The sequence below is a fragment of the Variovorax sp. WDL1 genome, assembly GCF_001541225.1.
In the GTDB taxonomy this organism is placed as follows: Bacteria; Pseudomonadota; Gammaproteobacteria; order Burkholderiales; family Burkholderiaceae_C; genus Variovorax.
In genome coordinates this window covers 1-8,249 of sequence record NZ_LMTS01000275.1, presented here as the reverse complement: position 1 = coordinate 8,249, position 8,249 = coordinate 1, and the positions used below count along the sequence as shown (strand labels likewise).

Below are 8,249 nucleotides of genomic sequence, written 5' to 3'. Positions count from 1 at the left end.
TCGCGCCCGGCGCCGATCTACTACCAACCAGCTCCTCCTGTGTACGACCGGCCGCCGCCGCCGGCGTATTACCGCCCAGCACCGGTGTACTACGGGCCGCCTGCGCCGGCTTACTACGGGCAGGGCGAACGTTGGCGTCATCGTCATCACCACCGTCGGGATTGGGATGATCGGGGCGGCGATCGGGATTGAGCTCGATCGGATAGCCTGCCAGCGTCTGTGTTGGGACGTGCATTTCGAAGCGCGGAGCAAGTGATTTGAGCCAAACCGACCTGGTCGTTCTGATGGCCAGTTGGCGAGCGACGGCTGCTCGCTCACATCGAGCGATGCGATTTCAACGCTTGCCGAGATGTTGGAGAGACTGCGACCTACGCTCGATCAGACGGACTACGAGGCGTTGCTCTGCACGGGGGCCTGTATTTGGCGGCTGGCCTCAGGCGAGCGGGCATGAAAAAAAGCCCGCTCTAGGCGGGGCTTGAAGGGCGCGCCGGAGCTCATGCGTCGTGTAGGCTTAACCTTCGCGGCTTATGGTCCGGGCTGGCCGTCAGTCGACGCTGGTAGTAAGGTTTCGCGGCGGTTAATCTCCATCGAGCATCCGGCTGACCTTGCTGCCCAACGCGCTTTCGGCGCGGAAATACCCCATCACGGTCGCCACGCTCTGGTGTCCCGTCATGGCCATGGTCTCGGCCAGCGGCATGTTCTGCCGGCCAGCCTCGGTGACAAACCCCGCCCGCAATGAATGGGCCGAGAACTCCCCCTCGATGCCTGCCAACGCACACCGCTCCTTCACGATGTCGCGCACGGCCGCTGGCGCGAGTGGCTCCCCGAGATGCCCGCCCTTGCGAATGCGGCGGAAGAGGGCGCCTTCCGTGATCCCTTTTTCTTTCAGCACGGCGAGCCAGTCCTGCATGGCCTGCGCCGCGCTGCCCACCAGGGGCTTCACATCTTCGGGGCGCTCGGCGCCGGCCTGGTTGGTCTTGGAGTGCGCGAGCGTGTAGAGATAGGAGCGGGCGTCGACGCGTTGCAAGTTCTCGAGGGTGGCCGAGGCGACCTCCGAGCGCCGCCGCCCGCCAGTCGCCCATGCAAACAGGAGGAGGGCGCGATCGCGTTTTCCGCGCAATGAGTCGTCGCAGGTCGCGAGCAGCGCCTGCAGCGGATCCTTGGTGAGCGCGCGCTGCTTGCGCGGCCGCGCGCCGCGCTTGGCATAGGCGCGGCGCGTCTGGCCGAGGAGCTCACGCACCAGCGGGTCTGCGCAAGGGTTCGGCTCCTTGGCCAGCTGGTGTGCCTTCGACAGCACGGCGATGCGGTGCACGAGCGTGTTGAGCGCGGGCGCGCCGAGCCGCGTTTTGTAGCCGTTGGCCACCAGCGCCTGGTCGACGTCGGGCGGCAGCTCGCTGACCAGACCTGTGGCTGATCCCGTTAACAGGCCGGCCTCGCGCTCGGGGTCTCGCACGTCCGCTTTGCGCGCGGCGTGGTCGACGATGAACTGGATCACGACCGGCACCGGAACGGGCATGCGCAACACATCACCGTAGCGCGCGGCGTACCAGGCCGCCCAGTACCGCATGGCCGAGGCGTACGAGGCCCGGGTGTTGGCCGATTCGCCTTCGCGCATCAGCGCGCGCGCCGCGTCCTCGGCCAGACGCGTGAGCCGCGCGGGATCGAGCACGAGCCGACGCTCCGGCGCAGGCACCAATATGTAGTTCTAGTAATTCGTTTGACATTTCGCATCGGTCCAAGGATTTTCCCTCGAGGGAAATCAGTGCGGTCCGAAGTTGCTGTCAACAAAATTTCCTGAAAATAGTCAAGGTAATGTCTTTGTCAAACTAAAAGTTGAAGGCAATTTCTTTGGCAAACATCAAAAACAATTGAAGGCATGGTCACCGAGAAGTCGGGACTGCGCCCATCGATAGGTCGTGGCGATGTTCGCTGTTGGCACCGCTACCGTCATGACGACGTAGGGGAACACAGACCGCAAGGTGAGCGATCCACATGCGTGGAAAGCCGTGTGCCGACCGAGCGAGGTTCGCGTTGCCGAGATCGAACACGACAAGACTTGCCAAATCGTGGGGCGTCGCCTATTTTTATTTTTTTCGAAAGGCTCGGTCATGCTGACGTAGACGAAAACTGAGAGGGGCAGCTCGATTGCGGCGAGCTGCCCCTTTTTGCCTCAGAAGCTTTCCTGGACGGAATGCGCTGTAAATATAGCGCAGAGGGAAGCCTTTTTCCAGTTTTCTCAACGACGTGAGCATGGTCGTGAATGCGCCATGGATGCAGCGACCATCAAATCTGCTCGCGGACGCTCTCCGCTCAAGGCTTCAAGTACTGTTCGCGCCGAAGTACAGAAGCGGGGAAAACGGCCCGGCAACCTCTGCTACTTTTACGGTGCGAAGGTCGATCGGGATTGGGTGGCAAGGAGTTCGCTCGAGCTCGCGGCCATGCTGCACGCCGAGGCCTCCCAGGACATCCTCACGTACAGCTGCGACCTCGATCTGATCTGGTCCGAGCTGTCTTCGGGAGGCTACCGGGGCTCCAAGCCGGACATGCGCCTTCAGCGCCGCGGAGGTCCGCCCGAGTTGTGGGCAGTGGGCCATCAAGGTGACACGGGCAACGACCCTTGCGTGGAAAAGCAAAGGGAAACGCAGGAAGGTCACGCAAAGGCCGTCGGCTACGCGTGGAAGCGGTACACAGAGGCCGATGCAATGCGAGAACAGGTGATGCTGATGAACTGGCTCAGCGTCAATCCGGTCCTCCTTCAGTTTCGCCACCTCGAGGTTGACGCGCTGCGCGAGGAGATCTCCAGGCTGGTGATCGCCCGCGATGGCATTACGGTGCGCGACGTCTATCCCGCCATCAACATGCCACGGGCCCATATCTTCGTCGCATTGATGCGCGCTCATCAGCGACGCTCTCTCACCGTTGAAATCCGCAAGAGGGCGCTTGGCTTGTCCACGCCGGTCATCCCGTGGAGCGAAAAGTGAGACACACCGCAAGTCGGGAGATCCGCCTCGAAGAGCTGGACCTGCAGCATGCGCCGCTGCCCGACACTGAACTGCTGCCGTCCGGCAAGAGAGCGCAGTACGACAAGCTTCGGTCCGCCCTGGAGGCTTACTGGGGTGGTATGCCACCCAGGGAGGTGCTGCGTATTCACGGGGTCAGCCGTCAGCGACTCAGCTACCACGAGGATCGCTTTTTCCTGCCGCACGCCGATGGACGCGTCTGGGGGTTCCGCGCGCTGATTTCGGGCACCCGAATCAAGCAGTACGACCGCGAGCAGCCATCGAACGGACAGACGATCAACGACGGCGCTGGTGCCGCAGGCAGCTTCACCCAGCTTCTGAAAGCCTATCCAACCGCCAAGGCAGTCCTCGACAAGGCAATCGCCAGGCAAGAGGGGAGGGAGCCTGAATCCATCGCGCTCAATCTGGCTGAGCTGCATCGAACGCTCTTAGGCGTACTGCGCCATGAGGGGGTGGGGCCGACCCAGTATCCCCTTTGCACTGTCACATGTGCCTATCAAGCCATGCGCAACTACGTCCTGGACGGAATCCGAGACCGAGGCACCGGCGCTGCGCGCAACGGGCTTTTTGGACAGGAGGCGAATGATGGTTTGGACGGCGGCAGCGGCAAGACGGGCTGGCTTCAACCGCTCTTGCCCTGCGACATCGCCTGCTACGACGAGCAACAACTCCCAGCCATCGGCACGGTCACGATCGAGCACGAAGGCCACCGGTTTGTCCTGCCCATGGAGCGCATGTCGCTGTGCTTGCTGGTCTCGCAGCATCCGAAATGCATCCTTGCGTATCACCTCTCCCATCGTTCCCGCGTGTCATCGGCGGACTTCCTCGAGACATTCAACAACCTGTTGACGCCATGGAGCCCGAGGGAGTTCAAGTCTCTTCCAGATCTCGCCTACAAGGAGGGTTCGGGACTGCCCAACGGGCTCATCCCTGGCTTTCTCGAGGGTTTGCGCATTGCCCTGATCAGGCTGGACAACGATCTGACGCACTACGCTGATGCGATCCTCGTGTACCTGCGGGAATTGCTGGGCGCCGCGATCGAGTTTGGGAAGGTCGGACGTTGGCTCACAAGGTACGCGGTAGAACAGGTCTTCGCAGCGCTTCAGAAGGAAATATCGCGACTCCCATCGACCACCGGCAGCGGCCCTGCGGATCGCCACGTTCATGACCCGGTCGGCAATGCCGTGAAGTGGAACGTCTCGTTCGAGGAATTGTCCGAGCTGGTCGAGGTCATCGTCGCCAACTTCAACGGCGCCCCGCGGAGGGAGTTGTACGGCGCGACGCCCATCGAAGCTCTGCGACGTGAATGGGCGGGCCGGCACGCCGAAGGAAGCGCCATTCCCGGCTACCTGCCGACTTTGGCAGAACACATCCCCTTGCCGGTGGGCATCTGCAAGGTCACGATCCGCGGCAGCGAGAAGAAGGGCGTTCCTCCATACATCGAACTGGATCATGCCAAGTACACGAGCGACCTGCTCCATTGTGCCTGGCACCTGATCGGCACGCCGATGATCGCCCTGCTTCAGAGGGATCATCGCCTGATTCAGATCAGGTACCGCAATGGCTCAAGCTTCGGCCCCGTCAATGTCACAGGACACTGGTCGCACAGCTTTCACGATCGCCCGACGCGACAGGAAATCGTTCGGCTTCACAAGCAGCGGACCATTCAGTACGCTGGCTCGGACGATCCAATCGAAGTCTTTAAGGCCCACAAGATGGAGCAGATGCGCGCCCATGCCAACAGGAACCCAGGCAAGGTCGTGCGGGGGTCCAACAAGGTCCTTTCCACACTGAGCGGCGGCACGCCGATCGGCCCGATTTCGAGCGCGCCCGCGGCACCCGTCGCACCCGCTCACGCTCCGGACACGACCGATCTTTGGACCAGCACTCGGCTGGCAGCGCAGGAGAGTCTGAAATGATCGAGGAACTTGCCTACCGTCAGGCCCACCAGGCCAAGCATCCGATCGCCAGACGCAACGGTTATCTGCTCTCGACGACGATGCTCGAAGTCGCCAGGAAGCTCATCTTCACCTGGGTCGAGCTCGGCAAAAGTGGCCTCGCTTTCGCCGGCTCATCGCGGGCAGGGAAGTCGACAGCGCTGCGTGCCATCTCGGCTGCGCTGCGCGACGCATTCCCGGACCTCCTGTTCGTGGACTTCAGTTCCGAAACGCAGACACCGACCGACCGCTATGAGCGTCTATTCACCCAGTTCATGGAGCAGCTTGCCAAAGGCAGTTCCCTGCGGCGACGCACCCAAGACTGCCACGCCTTGGCCAATTGCCTGATGTCGATGTGTCGCGACAGCGGTGCCGCCCACTGCGTCGTTCTACTCGACGAGGCCCAGAGGCTGGGCGTGCACCAATGGGAAGCACTCTCCATCCTGTGGAACCGCCTGGAGATGAACAACTTCGGGATGTGCGTCTTCTCCTTCGGCAGCGAGGAACTGCGCCACAAGTCCAAGCTCATCCAGGATGGAGCGGGCTCGCAGGGGGTGGCCGGACGCATCTTCGTGAAGGTGTTCGACTTCGATGGCTTGCGCTCGCGCGACGAGCTCAAGCTGCTTCTGGCGCAATTCGACGAGAAGCTCCAGTTTCCGGATGCGCAGTGGCCGTTCACGCGGTACTTCGCTCAGGCTGCCTACGACGGGGGTTGGCGCCTGGCCACCGAGGCGGACTCGTACTGGCAGGCACTCTGCACCCACTCGTGCATTGACAACCTGGGGAATGGACGCGGCATCTGCATGGAGTGGGTGGTCGATCCGATCCACTATGTCCTGAAAGACTGCCTGAACAACCCGAACTGCATACCCGGAACCACTCCACTGAACTGGGCCCGAGGCCTGGAGTTGCTGTGCCCCAAGAAGATCTATTGAAGCGTTCGATCTGGATCTGGCCAAACTCATACTGGAGGCCAGCGGAGAGCGCCTGGTTGACAGCGCACAAGTTCGGCTTCCTGAACGCAATTGATGGAAGAGTCCTCGGCCGCGTCCTGGCGAGCGTCGACCCAAGCGGTGAGCATCTACCCAAGAGTGCGCCTGCCCGGCTATTCAACCGTATCGCCGAGGAACGAAAGTACGGCAACAGGCCCGGCGGGCGACACGACGTGCTGCGGGCCCATACGCTGGACGAACTCTTCGGCTCACATCGGCGCGCGATATGCGCACCCTACGTGCGATTCTGTGCTGTATGTTTGGAAAGGTGGTTTCATTCGAGCATCCATCAGATAGAAGGACTGCGGACGTGCCCGTTTCACGGCGTCGACCTCGTTTCGGCCTGTCCGGGCTGCGGAATGAAGATCTTTCTCGACGGGGCACCTGAGTACCTACAGCAACCGCTGCACTGCCATGGATGCGGGCGTCCCTTCGCGGGCCGCGAGCCGCTATTCTCAGACCTTTTTGCCGTTGATGAGGACAAGGCTTCGAAGTCGGCAGCTTGCATCCAGAAAGAGATCGAGAGCATCTGTCGATCAAGGTCGGTGTCCGGCGTGGATTCGAGCAGAGCATTCCCAGGGGGCGATGCCGCTTACTTCGAAGTCCTGTTTGCTGGAACGCCTGTACGGCAACGGCTGGAAACGGCGAATGATTCGAGATGGCTAAAGGTTCAAGTGCATGAGGTGCCCTTGCTGCCCGTCCGACGAGCGACCTTGAGATCCGACTTCGCTGCAGCCGTCGCCTGGCTTCGTTCGATCGGTCGGCATCTCGCAAGGCGAGTGCAAGGTCACTGCGGGCATCGTCGGCCGAAGCCACTTCTCATCGATCGCGGTGATTGTGAATTTGTCGAACCTTGCTGGCTCAGCATCGGCGTCCCGATCGGTCACGCGACGAAACCCCCTGATCTTTGCGCATGCTGCCTCGTACTGGCGCGCTGGCGCGTTTCGTTCTCGCTCGTCTTCCACATGTATGAGAAATACCGCACAGCTGAGTGGACGGACGCGGATGAAGCGGTGGCGTGCCTTGAAGAGGCGTCGACTGCTTTGGCGGTGTTTTCGCTGTGTGTGGTTCAGACCGCCCATGCGATCGGGCTGGATCTTTCGGCCGCAGGGAGTCCTGAAGGCGGTGGGCACAACGACGAGCTCACGGCCTGTCTTCAGGTCTGGCCACCCCTCTCCTGGTGCATCCCGCGCAGGACGGACAGACAAGTCTTTCACGTCGCGGGGTATAACGCCGTTCAGGTAGATCAGCTATTAGCCAGGCTGGCCGGAATCAGCCTGCGGCCGCATTCCCGCCAGTTCGAGATCTCCCTTGGATCGACATCGACTTCCGCGTGGGGGCAGTGCATTGCGGAACATAAGTTGAAGCTCACTTGTTGAGCGCTCAACAGGGCTCCGAGGTGCTTTTCATCTTCGTCGCGGGCGTGACGTGCACCTGCTAGTGCAGTGCGCTTGAAATAATTGAACTTATTTGATGCGGCACACTCCGACTTGGATGGAGGTCGCAGCCATGCGCATTGCCCCAAGGATCGAACTGGATGTTGTTGTCGAACGAGAGCTGACGGCCCTGGCGCGACGAGGCCGCGTGGAGGCTCGTGTTCAGCAACGCGCCAAGATCGTGTTGTTGGCCGCCCAGGGCTGGCAGAACAAGGACATCGCCGCCGAGGTCGATCTGGATCGCCGCCAGGTGGCCTTGTGGCGCCAACGCTTCCTGGAAGGCGGGGTGGAGGCCCTGACGCACGATGCGCCGCGCCCTGGGCGTACTCCCAGCGTGACCACCGCCGAGTTTGAATCGAACATCGTGGACAAGACGCTGCATGACAGACCCATTGCTGCCACGCACTGGAGCACGCGCACGCTGGCCGCGCAGCTCGGTGTGGGGCCGACAACCATCCGCCGGGTGTGGCAGCGCAACGGCCTGAAGCCGCATCGCCAGAGCAGCTTCAAGCTCTCGCGCGACCCGCGCTTCGAGGACAAGCTGCTGGACGTCGTGGGGCTGTACCTGAACCCGCCCGAGCGTGCCCTGGTGCTCAGCTGCGACGAGAAAAGCCAGATCCAGGCGCTCAACCGCACCCGGCCGGGCTTGCCGATGAAGAAGGGCCGCGCCGGTACCGTCACGCATGACTACAAGCGCCACGGCACGACCACGCTGTTCGCTGCCTTGAACACCCTGGATGGCACCGTGATTTCCATGTGCCAGCAGCAACACCGCCACGCGGAGTGGTTGCAGTTCCTGCGCCTGATCCAGCGGCGCACGCCCAAGCACCTGCAGTTGCACCTGATCGTGGACAACTACGGCAC

Annotated in this window: 6 protein-coding genes and 1 pseudogene; 6 read left to right on the top strand and 1 reads right to left on the bottom strand. The window is 62.0% G+C overall.

The window, feature by feature from the left end:
- Nucleotides 1-192: pseudogene (locus tag APY03_RS44935) on the top strand (hypothetical protein); the annotation flags it as partial.
- A 385-nt stretch (nt 193-577) separates the two neighbouring features.
- Here the strand turns inward: APY03_RS44935 and APY03_RS33865 are convergent.
- Nucleotides 578-1,615: a site-specific integrase gene (locus APY03_RS33865; RefSeq protein ID WP_083944750.1), complete on the bottom strand. Its 1,038-nt coding sequence runs from the start codon at nt 1,613-1,615 to the stop codon at nt 578-580.
- A 652-nt stretch (nt 1,616-2,267) separates the two neighbouring features.
- Between APY03_RS33865 and APY03_RS33860 the strand changes: the two genes are divergently transcribed.
- The 5 genes from APY03_RS33860 to APY03_RS33840 all read left to right on the top strand — a co-directional run.
- Nucleotides 2,268-2,981, top strand: a complete 714-nt coding sequence (locus tag APY03_RS33860) for a hypothetical protein (RefSeq protein WP_146039446.1) — start codon at nt 2,268-2,270, stop codon at nt 2,979-2,981.
- A complete protein-coding gene (locus APY03_RS33855; RefSeq protein ID WP_068684250.1) occupies nt 2,978-4,939 on the top strand; it encodes a hypothetical protein in 1,962 nt (653 codons plus the stop codon). Before APY03_RS33860 ends, APY03_RS33855 begins: the two co-directional genes overlap by 4 nt.
- Nucleotides 4,936-5,892 (top strand): ATP-binding protein, encoded by a 957-nt coding sequence (locus APY03_RS33850; RefSeq protein WP_068684248.1) that lies wholly within the window; start codon nt 4,936-4,938, stop codon nt 5,890-5,892. Before APY03_RS33855 ends, APY03_RS33850 begins: the two co-directional genes overlap by 4 nt.
- Before the next feature lie 56 nt (nt 5,893-5,948).
- Complete coding sequence (locus APY03_RS42040) at nt 5,949-7,328, top strand: hypothetical protein (RefSeq protein ID WP_146039448.1); 1,380 nt, start codon at nt 5,949-5,951, stop codon at nt 7,326-7,328.
- A 130-nt stretch (nt 7,329-7,458) separates the two neighbouring features.
- Nucleotides 7,459-8,249, top strand: a 791-nt coding sequence (locus APY03_RS33840; protein WP_198161351.1) for an IS630 family transposase, incomplete at its 3' end; no start/stop codon positions are given.